Origin of the sequence: Anaerocolumna sp. MB42-C2 (genome assembly GCF_030913705.1) — a bacterium.
Taxonomy (GTDB): Bacteria; Bacillota; Clostridia; order Lachnospirales; family Lachnospiraceae; genus Anaerocolumna.
The window spans coordinates 1,768,658-1,784,977 of the sequence record NZ_CP133190.1; the positions used below are offsets into that span (position 1 = coordinate 1,768,658).

Sequence of the window (16,320 nt, forward strand, 5' to 3'; positions counted from 1 at the left end):
ATTCTAAAGCAAAATCCTTATATGCTTAACAGACGAGCGATTTTGAGCAACAGACTTTGAAGTTATTTTAAGGTATTAATATAATACTAAAGGCACGGAAATTTTCGTGCCTCTAGTAAATCTACGTTATTAAATTGGAGTTTATCAATTTGTTTCTCTGGCTTTATCAATCCAGCTATACTTCTCATCCTTGTACCGACCGATAAATTCATCTCTGTCATCATAACGATGTCCTATTAAATTAGGACGAATATAGTCTCTTGCGGATAAAATTATATCCGCGGGAGTATCGTTATCTGCCAGAGCCATCATCGCAAGGATATATCCTATATAAAGTCCATCTAAATATCCCTCCTGATGGAAATTTGAAATCAGATGATTATCTGACAAGCCATTATAGCCCTTCGGCACGAGACCTTCCTCAAAGAGATGTTCAGACCACAAAGCGGCTATTTCCTGTTCTATCTCTGTGCTATTGTGTAACTGTTCAATTATTTTTGGAAAATCTTGTACTTTACCTTCAATATAATCAAAAATAGCATCTATGCCTATTTTTATCAATCCCTTTGCCCTGTTGTTAATATCAGCTTTAGCTCCATCAAGCATTCCATCACCCAAATGCACATTATTATTCATTGGTTATCCTCCTCTAATTCCAATTCAAATTTATTTAAGAATACCATAAGCTGGCATAAAAATATACACTACATCGTAATCATTAGTTATATATAGGTTTTTCTTTCATGGTCATTTCACACCCCGCATCCTCAAAGGTCATAATTCTGTATTATTTGTTAATGATTACATATTGAAATCCGAACAACCGTTCGATATAATGGCATCAAAAGGAGGCGAACACTTGTTTGGAAAAGTTAATATTTCACATAGATGTAAACTCAAAGCTATTCCATAAAATCCAAGGTTTGCCCGTTGAGAGTAACTTTTACCTCACGCCACAATGGCATAAATTTATCCATATATGCTACAAATCGTTCGTTGTGTGTTCTTTCTAACAGGTGAGTAAGTTCATGTATTATAACATATTCTAAGCACTCTGGGGTCTTTTTAGCAAGCTGCAAGTTAAACCATAGCTTACCTGTATCAGTGTTGCAAGTACCCCACTTAGAGGTCATATACTTTGTCTGCCAGCCTGTTGGAACACACCCGGTAATCTTGATACACTTAGGTAGTACACGCTCGATTTCAGCTTTAAGCAGCTCACGATACCATTCTCTCACAAAGCCCTCTCTTAAAGCCGCAGAACTTTCCTTTCGTACGGTAAGTATTGCCTTGTTACCAGATAGAACCATACCGTTCTTGTTACCATACTCGGTCTGCAAATAATACTGCTTGCCCCAAACATACAACGTTTCGCCTGAAACATACTCACGCTCTGACTGCCTTGCTTGTTCGTCGTACTTGGCAATTTGCCTCTTTATCCAGCTTGCCTTTGTTCGTACAAAATGTTCTATTGCTTCATCGCTCATAGAAAGTGGTGCAGAAACAGACACATCTCCGTTAGGCGGCTTTACGTACAGGTGCATATTCTTGATATTCTTTTTACACACCTCTATCGGTATACCAGATATTATTAGCATTTATTAGTACTCCTCTTGTTCAATAATTAAACTGTATATACGCTCAACCTCATCCTTGTTTTTAAGTATCTTATGAAGTGCTTGCTTGATACGTCGCTCCTTAAACTCATTATGTCTGAAATCAGCTTGTTTACTCTCCCGAACCGCCTTATCAAGAGCGATTGCAAGTGCTTCGTCCTCGCCACAATTATCATATAAGGCCCTTAAAGCACCACTGTGCCTAACACTTTCAGGGTAATGTGTGTTATTTTCAGGTGTTTCTGCATTTTTAACCAGCTCAACATATTTCTGTAATAGTTGTTCATATGCAATAGCACCTTCATGACGTGCTTTTACAAGTTCGTCAAGTATCTCAGACATACGAGCATAGTATTTAGGGTTAATAAGTATCTTTTCTACAACCTTACGCCGAATGTTGTTCTCGATAGCCTCAGCTGCCGCTTGTTTACCTTTACCACCAAGCTGCTCTCCTTGCACCAAAACAAAGTCAAGTAATGTGTAATCATCAAATTCACCAAGTTTTCGGCTATCGTCAGCTTTGATATATGTATCAATAAGCCTACGCATATCAGACTCATAAGATTTAAGGTCAATAAAGTCACCACTTGCATTTCCGATAGTTTCTTTAAGAGATGTATAAAATAGTACCAGCTTCTCAATTTCAGCCTGCTCGGTATCACTATAGCCAGCGTCAGACATTTCACCCTTAATCTCCGCATAGGCACGTACAAGACGATTTACAAGCTTATAGAGCTTTTCACGACTACGTGAGCATAATTCATCGTCAATACCACCTACACCATACTCACCACAGAAATAATGAAGAAAGTCTATTTCTGCTCTCGGTGCAGGCACACCACCACATAAGTCATCCAGTTCTTCTAAAATGGTGTTTAAGTACTTTTTGGCCTCGTTGAGCCTATCTTTAATCAAGCCTACAATATCTTCCTCAGCATAGCCTTCAAACGCTCCTGAGGTGTATTTATTAAGTGCATCAGCAAGATTACCAAATAGCTGTTTATAGTCTACGATATACCCGAAATCTTTTGCTTCACCGTCTAAACGATTTACACGGCAGATAGCTTGGAATAGGCCATGGTCGTGCATTGACTTGTCTATGTAAAGATAAGTGCAAGGTGGGGCATCAAAGCCTGTAAGGAGTTTATCAACCACAATAAGTAACTTCATCTGTGCAGGCTCATCTATAAATTTACGCTTAACTTCAGCTTCAAAGTCCTCAACTGTTTGTCCGTTAAGCATCTTCGTGTAAACTTCGTACTTTTCAAACTCCTCTGCATCTTCTGTCTCTGTACGCAGATTGCTTGCAAGAGGTACGAAAGAAGTAACTATTGCACACTGCTTAAAACCACGTGATTGGAATATTTCATAATACTTACACGCTGAATAAATAGAATCAGCAACAAGCATAGCATTACCATTACCGTCAGCGATACGAGCCTTAGTATCAAAATCAGCCATAATATCCTCAGCTATAACCTCTAAACGCTTGCGAGAGCTGTACATCTTTTGCATATTGCCCCATTTAGACTTAAGCTTGGCTTTAGCCGCATCATTAAGCCCACGTGTCTTTGTTTCAAAGTATAGGTCAATCTTGTCCTGTGCAGTAATAATTTGCTCAATGTCACGAGCCTCATAACGTAAGTCAAGCACAACACCATCAGCAACAGCCTCGTCATACTTATATGTGTGAATATAGCCAGGTGAGAATACCTCTATACTGGTTTCTTTATCCTTAACAAGCAACGGAGTTCCGGTAAAACCTATAAAGATAGCATTAGGAAGTACCTCTTTCATCGCCCTGTGTAAAAGACCGCTCTGAGTTCTGTGACATTCATCTACGAACACCACAAAGTCACCCTTAGCCTTGAAGTTGGTAGGTAACGCAGCTTTTAAGTCCTTAATAAACTGCTCTACATTTTTCTTAGCTTGGTCCTCAGTGTTTTCGGTATTGTTACGAACACCAAACTTATGAATAAGTGAACTTATAAGGCGCTTTTCACTCTTGTCTAAGCGTTCAATAAGGTCGGCACAGGAGCTTGTGCGATAAATAAGCTCATCAACACCCTTGTATACCTTTTCCATTTGCTCGTCAAGCTCATCACGGTCGGTAACGATAAGCACACGGGCATTAGGATTATTTTCAAGAATCCATTTAGATAGCCACACCATAGTCAGCGTTTTACCGGAGCCTTGTGTATGCCAAATAATGCCGCCTTGCTTGCGGCTGAGCTTTATTTGAGCCTTCTTTATACCAAAGTATTGGTTATGTCTGCACGCTTTTTTAACTCCTTTATCATAAACAATAAAATTGTGCATAATGTCAAGGAATCTACGTTTATAAAACATACTGAAAAGCTGACAGTCAAGCTTATCGGACAGAGATTTGCACTTATCTAATATACTAAGTGACATTTCATCTAACGGTTGTGCCGCTGTGTTTACTTCATCATTCTTCCATTCGAGGTAATACTTTTCAGGTGTTTCTATGGTGCCATAACGCAAGCCTTCGACACTGTTTCCAGCCATAGTAAACTGGATAGTGGTAAAAAAAGGCTTGTTAAAGTGCTCACTCTGGTTAGAAATATTCTGACGGATACCTTGTGATACCGATACAGTTGACTTTTTAAGCTCGATAACAGCCAGTGCAATTCCGTTTACGTACACTACAAGGTCAGGACGACGTATGTTTCCATCCTTGATAGTTACTTCCTCAGCTACGCCAAACTCATTGTTATGAGAATGTTCCCAGTCGATAAAGTACACCGTTGTGTCGGTCTCACCCGGATTTTCGTGTACCTTCGCACCGTATTTAAGCAGAGAATACACGTCTTGGTTTGCCTTGTACAGCCCTTGTTGAAGGTTTCCCGCTGCGCGAGTCAGCATATCCACTGCCTTAGTTGCAAGTGCCTTGCTATAACCGCCACCCTTAGGTGAGCAAAGCCACTCTGTCAGTTTGTCGGTCATAATATTGGTGTTAATCTGTCCGTGCAGTTTGCCGTAATACTTATAGTCAAGCAGAGCCTTATTACTAAATAGTTTTATAACACGCTCCTGCGTCTTGCGTTCTGCTTCGTTAATTTTTGCCACTGATTATACCTCCTCCAAAAGTCTAATTCTACCAGTTAGAAGTTCGCTCATCATACCTTTCTTGATGTTACGGAGCTTATCAAGCTTAGTTTTTAGTGCGTCAATCTCTGCGTCCATATCGGAGAGTATTGAGGCTATAGCAGTTTGTTCTTCGAGGGTTGGACAAGGTATAATAAAGTTACGCATATCCTCGATTGTAAGATTATGCTGTGCGCCAGCCTTTTCATTAGCAAAAATCATCCTTTGTCCTATTGGAGATTGCAAATAAAGCATAACCCACTTAGCCATTTTACTCATATGAAATTTTGCGACACCTACCGCACCACCAACAAATGCTATATCTGAACCATTAAAATAAGCAACATTACCTATTCGACCAGAAATCGACACAAGTAAACATGGTTCATTTAATAATATCTTTGAAAATTGGGTAGCTATTTCCATTGGAACATAAAAATCAGTCTTGAAGTTAATCTTTTCACCTTCAAAGTCTTTGTTCTGAATAAAAGGAATATATCCATATCGAAATTCATTTATTAAACTCGGCTTAATAGTAGCAGTATAGTCAAATCCTGTTTGTTTAGTTATGAGGTAACACAAGGACTCAAGTGTATTCTCCACCCATTCATCCTTAAAACCGTCAAGTCTATGCTTACCTGTGAGCAGTTCTTGCATAGTACCCTGCTTGATAGCACGCTTCTTACTAATCAGTTTTTCAAGTGCTGAAATTAGTTCATCAGTGTCAGAAAGTGCCTTGGCTATGCGACGCTGTTCTTTAATATCAGTTGGAAACACAAGAGCAATCTTTGCTATATTTGCCTTACTTATACCAGTAACCTTCGTACCTACCGAATAAAATTTAAACTGCGACTTTATATGATTTGTCTGAAAGCAGAACTCCCTAAACTTATTGTCAAGTTCATCAGTCTTTGCTTTTGCAACAATCGTGTGTAACCCAGAGATGAAGGGAACACCGTCTTTATTTCTAATGACAACGTGACGGCTTGCTCCGTCATCGTCTTCTGAAGCGTCAACAAATACAACATCACCGTCATTTAGCAAAGAAGTATTTGACACCTTGTTAATATTTATATCTAAACATGGAATATTGCTATCAATACACACGTCTACAAAGGTTTTTGTAGAGCCATGTATATCTCCATAATGTAGATACGGGTATCCTCTAACCGACAAATCCGCTCTTGAAGCTGAAAGGCCTCCTGAAAAGTTGAATAAATCACCAAATATCTTTTCGCTCCAACCCACTACCATACAAACCCCATCCTTTCAAGATGAGATTTCACCTTGCTTTCAAGCACTTCTACTTCGCTTTCAAGCTGTGGCAATTTTTGCTCGTAACGTTCGTTAAGCTCTGCCACACGGTCGGCAATGCTGTGACTCACCGCCGTATAAAGCCCAAAGATACCGTTTACAATAGTGCGGTACCATTTGCAGTTGAGAAGTAACTCCATACACTGCTCATCAGTAATATTAGGGTACTTGTCACGACACTTTGCATCAAGTGCAGATTGTAACTCTTTCAATACCTTGTTCTTCTCGCTTATCTCACGTTTACGCTTCTTAACTTCCTTTTCAACACCGTCCTCGTCATCATCTTCAGTGACATTCTCAACAAATTCATCAAGCTCTGTCTGCAAGTTTGCAACAATTAAATCAGCAGCATCAATGGCTTTTTTCTCTTTATCATAGAACATCTCAACAATAAGCGTCTTAGGGATAAGCTTACCGTCCCATCCTGTTTCTTTCTTCTCAGAAGTGCCGTCTTTCTTTTTCTTTTCCGAATAAAACACTTCAATATCACGAATAACCTTGTAACCGTCTTGCACAATCAAATAAACATCATCTGACATTACTTCATTCCAATATGATAGCAAAACCTCGTAAGCGTCATACTTATCAACAAGGGTTACAGCTTCAAAGTTTGTTAAAATAACCTCTGCCAGTTCCTTTATAAACTCTTTTGGCTTAGTGTCATCGCTGATAGTACGTAATTTATCATCAACGGTAGCCTTAAAGGTTTCAAAAGCGTGCTCTACTGTGCCGGCATAGGCAGAAAATTCTGCATCGCCATAGATAGTGTCACGGACTTCATCCTTTGTAACCAAAAGTTTATAATAGCCATCACCCATTGGCTCAAAAAGTTTTCCACGCAAGTTTGGGAAAGCAGTCCAATAGCGTGAAAGGCTATCCACATCAACGGCCGGTATACCACCATTTAAGTGACCATAAATGCTTTGTAAATCCTCAGCCACACTGCTGTCAATGTAGCGTGGAATATTCAAATTATATGCGTTCTTCTCCTTAATCTCCTCCAGTGTTACGAAACGAGAGTACTTATCAAGCTGTAACTGGCTGTTAAACACAGTAGAAATCTTATAAACATCACGCTCACGCAGACGGTTCTTATTGCCGTCCTTTACAAAGTCACGGCTTGCATCAATTATAAATATGCCGTCACGCTCGTCAGCATTTTCTTTATCTATAACTATAATACATGCTGGAATACCTGTACCATAGAATAAGTTTGCAGGCAAGCCAATAATGCCCTTTATAAAACCTCTATCTATCAAAGACTTGCGTATCGTTGCCTCTGAATTACCACGGAATAACACACCGTGTGGGAGAATAACCGCTGCCTTACCATTACGTTTAAGTGACTTAATAATATGCATAAGCCAAGCAAAATCACCATTCTTTTGTGGTGGCATATCGCCATAACCATCAAAACGTCCATATTCTACAAGACCGTGGGTCCAGTTCTTGTCGGAAAACGGTGGGTTTACCACTGCGAAATCAAACTGACGTAACACACTGTCATCATTAAGATTCTTAAACATTGGGTTAGAAAAAGTGCTGTAACCACCTTTAATTTCAGCTGTTGTATGGTTATGTAACACCAAATTCATACGTGCAAGACCTGCCGTTGTTACATCTTTTTCTTGACCATAAATGGCAACTTCAACAGGAGCAGCCTCAGCCGCACGAATAAGTAACGAGCCAGAACCCGCTGCACAATCGTATAGTGTAACATCATTACCAGTTGCGTGTTCAATTCCTACAACCTTTGCAAGAATACGAGAAACCTCCGCAGGCGTATAAAACTGCCCTTTGCTCTTACCGCTCTCGGTAGCAAAGTTCTTCATTAAATATTCGTAAGCATCGCCAATAATATCGTCGCCATCAGCACGGTGACTGCTAAAGTTTGGCATCTGGTCACGAAAAATAGCGAGCAATTCACTTAATTTGTCAACCATTTCTTTGCCCTTACCAAGCTTATCTTCATCATTAAAATGTGCATTATCAATAACACCACGAAGGTTATTAGCCTCCGCAAGTTTAGCAATAATCTTGTCCATTTCTTCGCCAATATTCTTAGCACCAATAAGGGCAAGCATATCATCAAAGCTACCACCTTCAGGCACTTCTATATCACCGTAGTCAACACCCTTGTATTTATCTGAAACATACTTCACAAATAAAAGTGTTAGTATATAATCCTTATATTGGGAACTATCCATACCGCCACGCAAGCTATCACAGCTTGCCCACAGACTTGAATACAACTCACTCTTTTTTACAGCCATTCCATCTTCCTCACACAGCTAATGCCATTCTTTCACCTTATTGTCTTTATATCTGCCATCCTTAGGCTTAGTTGTATCTTTGGGTATTGCCCAAGTATTTGCAAATTTAGTAACACCCTCGACTTTACCTTCTTGGCACAGCACCTGTACCCGTCTTACAGAAATACCCCACAATGTGGCGGCTTCTTTCGGTGTAATAAAATCCATACTTTGCACCTCACTGATAACTGAACATAATTAATTATTATATTAATAGTTATACAGCGTTTCAACGAATAATACAATAGATTTAGGTGAATTTTAACGCTGGTGCCTAAATAATTTTGGCCTTAAATAAAAAACACCGCATCTATAACGACTACGGTGTCAGTTATTACTACTTTATTTCCACTATAGTGGATTTAGCATTAGGACCATGTTCATATAATGGAATATTAATACCAAAATCATCAGCATCGATTAGTATCTTACTTTTTACTTAATGATTAAGTAATTTCATTACCTTTCAGATTACACTTATAAAAGATGCAGTGCAAATCCCCTTTCTTTAAGCCTATTTTAGAATTGCTGTGAGGGTTCGAGTCCCTTAAAATATCCAAATAAAACACAGGAGTTTAGTATATATGCTGACTCTAAAAATATATACGAGGCATTGATATATACCTCAATATGTTCGATTGGTTCTTATTTGGAGTTACCTTATGTAGCTAAAACCCAGTAAAATCAACGGTTTGTTTTGGGTGCAGTAACATGATTGCCACCAATGGCAACAAGATTTCTATAATCAACGTTAGGAATACCCAATAGATAAGAAAATAGGCTTATCTTCTGCTTTTGCTTTCGTAAATGCTTGATCACACCAAGGCCACCAGTCAACTGGATTATAAGCGTGTTGAAGTAGATAAGGACTTTTTTCATTTATTAATCTATTGGGTATCTTGCTAGTTGTCATAGGGCATCACCTCCTTAAATAAAGATACAACCTTATTATGCCCAAACAAAAAGTGACTATGTAAGCCACATAGCCACTAATTTTTATTTGAACTTAATCTCAATCGTCAAACTATTTTCAACATACTTATAGTCTATATACATTAAGCTGACGAACCGGACCGGCAGAGCCTTTCCCTTTTGAGGCGTACGCCCGGTGGGACGGTTTGGCACGCATACCCACGAGCACGCCCGAAGAGTGAAAATGTTGTTAGGCGATTGACCATGCCCTGTTATTCAGAAATCGCCATGGACGGCTATTTCCTACGCTTTCTTGAATACCCTAAAAAAGTCTGTCTTACCAATTAATCTTCTTTATTTAAATGGTTTTCACTTATATAAGCTAATAAGATCCTTCACAAATATTTCTCCATTTGTAAATTGAATTTTATTATTGCTTAAAAATCCATCCAATGATTGGATTGTTTTTTCGATAATAGAAATCTTCCATTTTTTGCTTAAATCTTTTTTAAAACTAATATAAATTTCATTTTTTAATGGTTCATATACTATTGTACACAGAGTATCTCCCCGACTAGTTTTACTTAAAACTTCAAAGGCTTCATTTATTCCAAAGCTATGAATATTATTATGAATATATTCATGAGCACAAATATATCTATCAGCACCTATACCATATACTTTATTATAATTTGCTTCCTTAAAATTACCATTTGGAAAATTAGTCATAATAATAAAATCATTATGAATAGTACTTACTATATTTGTATCATTTCCTTCTTCCAGAATAAATGCATCACCAGTTTTATCAGCGATAATAGTATGTAGCCCTAAATCTGGGAATAATGGATTTCTAGGATACGAGATTACTCTTTTATTAAGAATTTCAAAAAATTCAGATGTTTTTCTTGTTTTCTTTAGCGCCTCATCAAAAATATCAAAAGCAAACCAATCATTTTCGTTACAACTTGATTTAAAACCTGGACTATATTCTACTGCTTGCGTACAGATAAAAAGACCCTCACTATTAAAACCAGCGATATCCCTGTATTTGTTATCTACTAAGCCTGAAAAGTAAAATAAGTTCATATCATTAAAACTATTGACTTTTAGTTTTAAATCAATATCTTCAGCATCGAAATTCATACCATAAATAGCTTTTTCTTGATTGTATACTGCAAAACTTGTACACATTTAGGAACCTCCTTTTAATATATAATTCTGTCATATAATATGCTAGAGTATTTAGAGAATCATTTAGCTATTTTACCATTGGCTTCACCACTTTCTTAAACTTCCATCCATATGATATCATCAGGCATCTCGATGGTTCAACCTACAACATTTTTCAGAATCAAAGATGCGCCACTTAAGCTTATGCTTTATGACGCATTTTGTTATTCGTTTCTAACAGATATTCCTGCGAGAAAATATGCTTTTCGGCGTATTCATTTTCTAATTACCCCTATTTTGCAAAAAAGTGGTCATTGCAATACAAATATCCTCTATATGACCGTGGTAAAGGAAATGGTTTCCCTCAATGACTATCCATTCGGCATTTGCACCCAATCTGTCCATGTGCGCATTTTGGTATTTATCGCCTGTCTGTTTTCCTTGTGCAGTTTCGGAAGCCACAAGTTTTAGTATGGGTATATCATGGGGAAAATTCATACTCATCACTTCTTCAATGTTTTCGTTGAGCCGTGATAACTGGTCTGCAATTGTGTCATTGTAATAGTTGTTCATAAATTTCGTGTAATCATCAACTTCCGTTTGCGTATATCCATTTTCTTCGTTTATCCCAAGTGTGGACGATACTAAAATAGAATTGAACGGGCGGGCAAGACCGATGGCCTGTTGTACCTTGCCAAAGCTATAAACAAACTTAGGTACATTTATGCTTGTTTCAGCTGACGACGTAGTATCCAGCATAATGATTGCGCTCACTTCTTCCGGGTATTTGGTTGCGTAGTATTCGCTGTAAATACCAGAGCCGGAATGCGGCATTAATATATATGGTGCTGAAAATCCAGCCGCAGATAATGCTTCGCGTATTTCTTCGGTGTAGTTCTCATTCGTTCGGGACGTATCTATTTCATCACTGAACCCAACGCCAAAATACTCTATACACACTACCGTATAGCTCTTTGATAATTCACGCATTAACGGGCCAAAGTCTGCGCTTGGTAATGGAACAGTGAAACCCGACAACAGCACAATGGTTTCCTCTCCGTCCCCCATCGAGTAAACATGCATATTTTTTCCATTGACTTCAACTAATTCGCCATAGGGAGCAAGATTATCAAGCTCATTGGAAAAGAAAACCTGATTAATAAATAAACTGAAAAGATTCAGCAATACGATAATACCAAAAATAATTGCAAGTATAGTCAACATCCTTTTCCCCGTTTCTTATTCATCTTCACTTTTTCATTTTTCATTTTCGCTTGCCTCCGGCGGAGCGGAAATAATTGTTATATCTCTCGGCTTTCGTTTGTCAGCGGCCTCATAATGGTATTTCACAAATACTTTTTGCAATTCAGATAAGAACTCGTCAAACTCTCGGTCGGTCATCATCATAACAGTATTATTGAAAAATATCTTATTGTTGCCGGATACAAAAGTATCTTTGTCAAAATACTTTTCAAACTTTGAGTAAATTCCCATTAGAAATCTTAATGCCTGTTGAGGAATATTTTCCGCATTGCTCGGCTTATTCAATTCGTCTATGTTAAGTGCGAGTGTGCGCTCAACACTGCCACGAATTTTCTTTTCTTCAATAACTGTCAAAATATTGGCTTCAATTAGAATATTTATATGCCGATAAAGCGTGGTTCGCGGCACATCACTAATTACTTCACATATTTCATTTGCTGTCATGCTATTGCTAGAAGCGAAGGCCTGTACAATTCTCATTCGCGTTGGGTTGAGCATAATATCGTATATGTCTTTGTGCATAACACACCTCCATTTTTTCCATTTATGATTATAATACCAATATTGGAATAAGTCAAGGAAACCATACTATCTGATGTTGTTATTTCCAAGGTTTCCGCTAAACGGCAAGCAGGGCAACCGTGTGGCCACGGTTGCACGTTTTTGAGATTTTCCCTTGCGGGAAAACTCAAAAACTGCTTGTTGGGGAGTGCCTTCCCAAAACCCTGCAACTTCGGGCCTAAATGGCCCGAAGTAAGCTGCCACATACAGAAATACCGCCCATTTGTCCTCTTGGGCGGTATTTTGTGTAGGTTAGCCTAATGTTTTCAGTTGTTTTATTGAGTTGTACATTGTATACTATTGTCAACAACAGTGTGTCATGTTTGATAATGTAAATACTCTCCACATATCCACTAGCTTAATCCTTTGGAATTTGTAACTCCAGAAAAACTTACTAATTCCATACTCCATAATTAACCATCAAAAGTATTTTCAGAATGTAAATGGCTTGAATATTGCCAATCCATGCGGTTCCAGCGGGCAAAAAGCTGTTGCACTAAGGAAAGGCAGCTAATCTTACAAGGTTAAAAAAATCTGAAAGGGAGTTTATTTTTATGGGTGACATAAATATCGAGTACAGTAATAAATTTGGTATCAATACTTTCAAGTTTGAGATTATTAATGAACTTGGAGATGAGGTATGGCAAGAACTTATTAAGGACAGCGGTATTCCTGACATTGATACCGAAGCCAGTTGCAAATGCAAAAACATGGCAATGTTTATGGAACGATTCGATGAAATTATTGATAAACAAATGGCTATTAAAATTTTATCAAGAGTACGGCACGGACTAAAGCCGTCTCAATGTGCTTGGGCAAGAGAAAAATTCTTGAAATATAATGATTTAGATGTTTTTATTAACGATAGCGTTAAGGAAGGTTTTGCCGATTTCGAAAAATTGTATTACAAGGGTAAAGACTTTTACGGCCAGGCAATAACTAAAGAAGTGCTCGATTTTATTAGGCAAAATCCAGGAATGCTTTCAGGTGTACGAGACGGAAATAAAATGTATTTTACAGCTTTTCCTGCAAATATGTCTGAATATTTACAAGCTTCAGATTCGCGAATGAAGCGTTACCATGCCTGTCACTGCCCTTTTGCCAAAGAATCTATATTGGCAGATGATACAGTTTCTTCTACTTTATGTTATTGTAGCTTAGGACATATAAAAAATTTCTGGGAAGCTGTTTTTGATACAGAACTTGACGGGGAAGTGGTTACTTCTGCTCTTAATGGAGACATGCTCTGTACCTATGTTGTCTTCTTACCAGATGACATTATGGATTCATATGTTAAGTAACGGAAATGAATAATATACTACAAAAGCAAATTAGATAGACAAGAATAATGTCACATTTATTGGGCATGAAAAAAATATGTATAGATAAATAAAAATACAATAACCGATAAATATTGATGTTTTTGCCAATTACATAAATATACCAGTTGTGATACAATTCTTTATAATGATATCCTATATTCTCAGATTTCAATTTTGCATACTTAAATGAAAGGCTGTTATTATGAAAAATATAAAACAAAAACATATGTCGGACTCCTTTTATCTTGGATTACTGTTAGCCCTGGTAGGAGGGTTTTTAGATGCATATACCTACGTTTTACGTGGGAAAGTTTTTGCTAATGCGCAGACCGGCAATATTGTATTATTAGGCCTTGCCATAGCAGATGGAAAAATCGGGCATGCCCTTTCCTATCTGATTCCCATTCTGTCCTTTATACTTGGAATCATTTTATCTGATATGGTAGAGAAAAATTATAAAGAAAATAACAGACTTCATTGGCGGCAGATAACTATTTTGGTAGAGTTATTCGTCCTTTTGATTGTTGGATTTATACCGCTTGGTGATCTTAATATGCTTGCTAATGTTTTAATTTCTTTCGTTTGTTCTATTCAAGTGGAGAGTTTTCGAAGAATGAATCATCTAGCCTACGCTTCAACCATGTGCACCGGTAATCTACGTTCCGGGACGGAACAGCTTTATAAATATATCCTTATAAAAGATGTGGAAGCCAGAAATAAATTTCTACAATATTATACGGTAATTTTCTTATTTATTATAGGTGCAATCGTCGGAATGGAATTCAGCAAATACCTTGGTGCACAGGCAATATGGTTGTGCTGTGTAATGCTGGCAATCATTTTTCTTTTGATGATAGAAAAAGATAAAGAATGGGAAACATAAACTTATCAAAGATCAACTTTCATAAGGAGGTCATTTTATGTTATTTGTTGCAGTTATAAGTATAACAGCGGCACTTATATTCTATACTATCGGTGTATGGAGTGAAAAGTTTCAGGGTGAATTAAAGAAATGGCATTTTATTATATTTTGTCTGGGTTTAATTTTTGATACACTTGGAACAATCTTTATGAGTTCTCTATCTGATAAAAGGTTCGAATTCAATTTTCATGGTATAACCGGTCTTCTTGCAATTATTTTGATGTTCGTGCATGTTTTTTGGGCCGGAATTGTATTAATAAGAAATAATGAATCTGCCAGGGCAAACTTTCACAGGTTCAGTATTATAGTGTGGTTAATCTGGTTGATTCCTTTTATCTCCGGTGCCTTTCTGGGTATGCGGCAATAAGAGTATAATAATACCCTGTAGACTGTGAAAATAATTCGTACAGTTTACAGGGTCTATTCATAAATTTTTGTTTCTCTAATCCGTATATTCCTCAAATTCATCCTTACCTACACCACATACGGGACATACCCAATCATCAGGTAAATTTTCAAACGGTGTTCCCGGTTCAACTCCATTATCCGGATCGCCCTCTTCTGGATCGTAAATATAACCGCATACCTGACATATATATTTTTTCATAATTAGCACCCATTGCATAACACCTCTTAAACAGATGTGTTACTGCCACATAATACAATGTGAAATAAATTTCACAGGCCGAAAGAATCTGTATGTGGCTTGCCTTTCTTTTATTATATTTTCTTTCAACCTTTCCATTGTAAAGCCCGTTTAAACGGTATTACCCTGCTCTCCTTTTTTACAAATCTTGGTTTATTTTATCCAGGATAAATAAAAAATATGCAATAAATTTAATTTATACTTTTATCCATCATAATATTTTTCGAACGATCCATACTAATAATGTAACTATATAAATAAATTTCTCTAAACCAAAAATGCAGGAGTGAAATTAATTATGGAAAAAAATTATGTTGATGGCAATGGTATCCCTTTAGGATTCGGTATGGCTCTGGCACAGAACAGCGAAGCTATGAATTATTTTTCCTCCCTGGATGATCAGAAAAAAAAGGAAGTCATTGATCATTGCCATGGTGTCCGTTCTAAAAATGAAATGAGAAATTATGTGTCCAGTCTGGTAGAGGGGAATAGTTTTAGATAGTTGAAGAATCCGTATATTTAGGATATACTAATTTAAGGTAATCCATCTTAAATTGCCGGAAGAAGGGATTGCTGCAGAAAATGCAGTATGTTTTATAAAACTCTGCAGTAACCTCTTATTCTGCATATAAAACAGAAACCTTAAGAACGAATAGGAGAGCAAAAAATGCAAGAAATGAACAGCATATATCCAACCGATAAAAAAGAATGTTATAAACTGATCCATACACAGTTAAAATCTTTATTGGAGGATGAACCTTATGTCATACCAAACCTAAGTAATACTTCTGCACTTTTAAATGATGCGCTGACAGACATAAACTGGGTAGGTTTTTATTTATTACATAATAACGAACTTTTATTGGGGCCTTTTCAGGGAAAAACCGCCTGCGTTCACATTCCCATCGGAAAAGGAGTGTGCGGAACCGCAGTTTTAAAAGATGAACTTCAATTAGTAAAGGATGTACATGAATTTCCCGGACATATCGCCTGTGACAGTGCTTCCCGTTCTGAAATTGTGATTCCGGTTCATCATAATGGGCAGATTATAGGCGTACTGGATATTGACAGCCCCAGTACGTCGCGGTTTGATTCTGTTGATCAGGAAGGGCTTCTTAAAGTAGTAAACATTTTAGAGGATGCTTGTGATTGGTCAACTGTGAGGTGATGT

16 protein-coding genes are annotated in these 16,320 nt (G+C 37.4%); 5 read left to right on the top strand and 11 right to left on the bottom strand.

Annotation, left to right across the window (positions count from 1 at the left end; translation table 11 throughout):
- Positions 1 to 144: 144 nt before the first annotated feature.
- The 10 genes from RBU59_RS07980 to RBU59_RS08025 all read right to left on the bottom strand — a co-directional run bounded on the left by RBU59_RS07980 (position 145) and on the right by RBU59_RS08025 (position 12,220).
- Positions 145 to 636, bottom strand: coding sequence for a hypothetical protein (locus tag RBU59_RS07980; RefSeq protein ID WP_308147350.1), 492 nt, complete (start codon positions 634 to 636; stop codon positions 145 to 147).
- A gap of 266 nt (positions 637 to 902) precedes the next feature.
- Positions 903 to 1,598, bottom strand: coding sequence for a M48 family metallopeptidase (locus RBU59_RS07985; protein ID WP_308147351.1), 696 nt, complete (start codon positions 1,596 to 1,598; stop codon positions 903 to 905).
- 3 nt (positions 1,599 to 1,601) lie between these two features.
- Entirely contained in the window at positions 1,602 to 4,706 is a 3,105-nt protein-coding gene (locus RBU59_RS07990; RefSeq protein WP_308147352.1) for a type I restriction endonuclease subunit R, read from the bottom strand.
- Between the two features lie 3 nt (positions 4,707 to 4,709).
- The gene (locus RBU59_RS07995; RefSeq protein WP_308147353.1) at positions 4,710 to 5,978 is read right to left on the bottom strand and encodes a restriction endonuclease subunit S; all 1,269 of its coding nucleotides are present in this window, start codon (positions 5,976 to 5,978) and stop codon (positions 4,710 to 4,712) included.
- On the bottom strand, positions 5,972 to 8,311 hold the full coding sequence (locus RBU59_RS08000) for a type I restriction-modification system subunit M (RefSeq protein WP_308147354.1): 2,340 nt from the start codon (positions 8,309 to 8,311) through the stop codon (positions 5,972 to 5,974). Before RBU59_RS08000 ends, RBU59_RS07995 begins: the two co-directional genes overlap by 7 nt.
- Positions 8,312 to 8,329: 18 nt before the next feature.
- A complete protein-coding gene (locus RBU59_RS08005; protein WP_308147355.1) occupies positions 8,330 to 8,518 on the bottom strand; it encodes a DNA-binding protein in 189 nt (62 codons plus the stop codon).
- A gap of 583 nt (positions 8,519 to 9,101) precedes the next feature.
- Positions 9,102 to 9,263 (bottom strand): DUF255 domain-containing protein, encoded by a 162-nt coding sequence (locus tag RBU59_RS08010; RefSeq protein WP_308147356.1) that lies wholly within the window; start codon positions 9,261 to 9,263, stop codon positions 9,102 to 9,104.
- A gap of 368 nt (positions 9,264 to 9,631) precedes the next feature.
- Complete coding sequence (locus tag RBU59_RS08015; RefSeq protein WP_308147357.1) at positions 9,632 to 10,456, bottom strand: linear amide C-N hydrolase; 825 nt, start codon at positions 10,454 to 10,456, stop codon at positions 9,632 to 9,634.
- Positions 10,457 to 10,717: 261 nt separating this feature from the next.
- The gene (locus tag RBU59_RS08020; RefSeq protein ID WP_308147358.1) at positions 10,718 to 11,659 is read right to left on the bottom strand and encodes an alpha/beta hydrolase; all 942 of its coding nucleotides are present in this window, start codon (positions 11,657 to 11,659) and stop codon (positions 10,718 to 10,720) included.
- A 33-nt stretch (positions 11,660 to 11,692) separates the two neighbouring features.
- Positions 11,693 to 12,220, bottom strand: coding sequence for a helix-turn-helix domain-containing protein (locus RBU59_RS08025; protein WP_308147359.1), 528 nt, complete (start codon positions 12,218 to 12,220; stop codon positions 11,693 to 11,695).
- A 593-nt stretch (positions 12,221 to 12,813) separates the two neighbouring features.
- On the opposite strand from RBU59_RS08025, the gene RBU59_RS08030 reads away from it, so the two are divergent.
- The 3 genes from RBU59_RS08030 to RBU59_RS08040 all read left to right on the top strand — a co-directional run bounded on the left by RBU59_RS08030 (position 12,814) and on the right by RBU59_RS08040 (position 14,870).
- Positions 12,814 to 13,560, top strand: coding sequence for a hypothetical protein (locus RBU59_RS08030; protein ID WP_308147360.1), 747 nt, complete (start codon positions 12,814 to 12,816; stop codon positions 13,558 to 13,560).
- Between the two features lie 223 nt (positions 13,561 to 13,783).
- On the top strand, positions 13,784 to 14,464 hold the full coding sequence (locus tag RBU59_RS08035; RefSeq protein ID WP_308147361.1) for a YoaK family protein: 681 nt from the start codon (positions 13,784 to 13,786) through the stop codon (positions 14,462 to 14,464).
- A 37-nt stretch (positions 14,465 to 14,501) separates the two neighbouring features.
- The gene (locus RBU59_RS08040; protein ID WP_308147362.1) at positions 14,502 to 14,870 is read left to right on the top strand and encodes an HsmA family protein; all 369 of its coding nucleotides are present in this window, start codon (positions 14,502 to 14,504) and stop codon (positions 14,868 to 14,870) included.
- A gap of 75 nt (positions 14,871 to 14,945) precedes the next feature.
- Here RBU59_RS08040 and rd read toward each other — a convergent pair whose 3' ends face one another.
- Positions 14,946 to 15,110, bottom strand: a complete 165-nt coding sequence (gene rd / locus RBU59_RS08045; protein WP_308147363.1) for a rubredoxin — start codon at positions 15,108 to 15,110, stop codon at positions 14,946 to 14,948.
- A gap of 337 nt (positions 15,111 to 15,447) precedes the next feature.
- On the opposite strand from rd, the gene RBU59_RS08050 reads away from it, so the two are divergent.
- Both RBU59_RS08050 and RBU59_RS08055 read left to right on the top strand, forming a co-directional pair.
- Entirely contained in the window at positions 15,448 to 15,651 is a 204-nt protein-coding gene (locus RBU59_RS08050) for a hypothetical protein (RefSeq protein WP_308147364.1), read from the top strand.
- Between the two features lie 165 nt (positions 15,652 to 15,816).
- Positions 15,817 to 16,317: a GAF domain-containing protein gene (locus RBU59_RS08055; RefSeq protein ID WP_330698502.1), complete on the top strand. Its 501-nt coding sequence runs from the start codon at positions 15,817 to 15,819 to the stop codon at positions 16,315 to 16,317.
- The last annotated feature ends 3 nt before the right edge of the window (positions 16,318 to 16,320 follow it).

Excerpts from the sequence above, each read along its gene's own strand:
- RBU59_RS08050 (WP_308147364.1), top strand. The coding sequence starts at position 15,448 with ATGGAAAAAAATTATGTTGATGGCAATGGTATCCCTTTAGGATTCGGT.
- RBU59_RS08020 (WP_308147358.1), bottom strand. The coding sequence starts at position 11,659 with ATGTTGACTATACTTGCAATTATTTTTGGTATTATCGTATTGCTGAAT.
- RBU59_RS07985 (WP_308147351.1), bottom strand. The coding sequence starts at position 1,598 with ATGCTAATAATATCTGGTATACCGATAGAGGTGTGTAAAAAGAATATC.
- RBU59_RS07995 (WP_308147353.1), bottom strand. The coding sequence starts at position 5,978 with ATGGTAGTGGGTTGGAGCGAAAAGATATTTGGTGATTTATTCAACTTT.
- RBU59_RS08015 (WP_308147357.1), bottom strand. The coding sequence starts at position 10,456 with ATGTGTACAAGTTTTGCAGTATACAATCAAGAAAAAGCTATTTATGGT.
- RBU59_RS07980 (WP_308147350.1), bottom strand. The coding sequence starts at position 636 with ATGAATAATAATGTGCATTTGGGTGATGGAATGCTTGATGGAGCTAAA.
- rd (WP_308147363.1), bottom strand. The coding sequence starts at position 15,110 with ATGAAAAAATATATATGTCAGGTATGCGGTTATATTTACGATCCAGAA.
- RBU59_RS08055 (WP_330698502.1), top strand. The coding sequence starts at position 15,817 with ATGCAAGAAATGAACAGCATATATCCAACCGATAAAAAAGAATGTTAT.
- RBU59_RS08025 (WP_308147359.1), bottom strand. The coding sequence starts at position 12,220 with ATGCACAAAGACATATACGATATTATGCTCAACCCAACGCGAATGAGA.
- RBU59_RS08030 (WP_308147360.1), top strand. The coding sequence starts at position 12,814 with ATGGGTGACATAAATATCGAGTACAGTAATAAATTTGGTATCAATACT.
- RBU59_RS08040 (WP_308147362.1), top strand. The coding sequence starts at position 14,502 with ATGTTATTTGTTGCAGTTATAAGTATAACAGCGGCACTTATATTCTAT.
- RBU59_RS08010 (WP_308147356.1), bottom strand. The coding sequence starts at position 9,263 with ATGACAACTAGCAAGATACCCAATAGATTAATAAATGAAAAAAGTCCT.
- RBU59_RS08005 (WP_308147355.1), bottom strand. The coding sequence starts at position 8,518 with ATGGATTTTATTACACCGAAAGAAGCCGCCACATTGTGGGGTATTTCT.
- RBU59_RS08035 (WP_308147361.1), top strand. The coding sequence starts at position 13,784 with ATGAAAAATATAAAACAAAAACATATGTCGGACTCCTTTTATCTTGGA.
- RBU59_RS08000 (WP_308147354.1), bottom strand. The coding sequence starts at position 8,311 with ATGGCTGTAAAAAAGAGTGAGTTGTATTCAAGTCTGTGGGCAAGCTGT.